Genomic DNA, 1,049 nt, shown 5'->3' with positions numbered 1-1,049 from the left:
CTCGGCGCGACCTACGCCATCTGCTTCGCCGAACTCGGGTACGACGTGCTGGGCTTCGACATCGACGCCGCCAAAATCGGCAAACTCGCCGCCGGACAAGTCCCCTTCCACGAACCCGGACTCGACGACCTCCTACGCACCAACCTCGCCTCCGGACGACTCCGGTTCACCACCAGCTACGAAGAAGTCGCCGACCACGCCGACATCCACTTCATCTGCGTCGGCACCCCCCAACGCACCGACGGCCCCGGCGCCGACCTCACCTACGTCGAAACATCCGTCACCAACCTCGCCAAACACCTCAAACGCCGCGCCCTGATCGTCGGGAAATCCACCGTCCCCGTCGGCACCGCCGAATGGATCGAACAACTCCTCGCCAAACAAACCGACCCGGCCCTGGGCATCGAAGTCGCCTGGTCACCAGAATTCCTGCAAGAAGGCTTCGCCGTCGAAGACGTCCTACGACCCAACCGCATCGTCGTCGGCGTCAAAACCGACTGGGCCAACGCCATGCTCTACGCCGCCCACAAAGGCGTCTTCGACCTCGCCGCCAGCGAAGAACGCGAAGTCCCCCTCGTCGTCACCGACTTCGCCACCGCCGAACTCGTCAAAGTCGCCGCCAACGCCTTCCTCGCCACCAAAATCAGCTTCATCAACGCCATGGCCGAGGTCTGCGAAGTCGCCGGCGGCGACATCACCCAACTCGCCAAAGCCATCGGCTACGACCCCCGCATCGGCAACAAATTCCTCCAAGCCGGCATCGGCTTCGGCGGCGGCTGCCTCCCCAAAGACATCCGCGCCTTCCAAACCCGCGCCCAAGAACTCGGCGCCGGCGAAGCCCTCCGCTTCCTACACGAAGTCGACCTCATCAACCTCCGACGCCGCAGCCGCGTCATCCAACTCGCCGCCGAACTCCTGCACCGCCGACCCGGCCCCGCCGGACCCGACCTCTCCGGCACCCGCATCGCCGTACTCGGAGCCGCGTTCAAACCCAACTCCGACGACGTACGCGACGCACCCGCCCTGTCCATCGCCGCCAGCCTCGCCAA

1 protein-coding gene is annotated in these 1,049 nt (G+C 65.6%); it reads left to right on the top strand.

Annotated features, from left to right (window positions below; all coding sequences use genetic code 11):
* Positions 1–1,049 (top strand): UDP-glucose dehydrogenase family protein (locus ACIA6A_RS41390; protein WP_396103638.1); only part of this gene is annotated, 1,049 nt, incomplete at both ends.

The sequence above is a fragment of the Actinoplanes sp. NPDC051494 genome (assembly GCF_044454705.1).
Lineage (GTDB): Bacteria > Actinomycetota > Actinomycetes > Mycobacteriales > Micromonosporaceae > Actinoplanes.
Note: the sequence above shows the minus strand (reverse complement) of the source record. Positions and strands in the feature narration are given on the sequence as shown.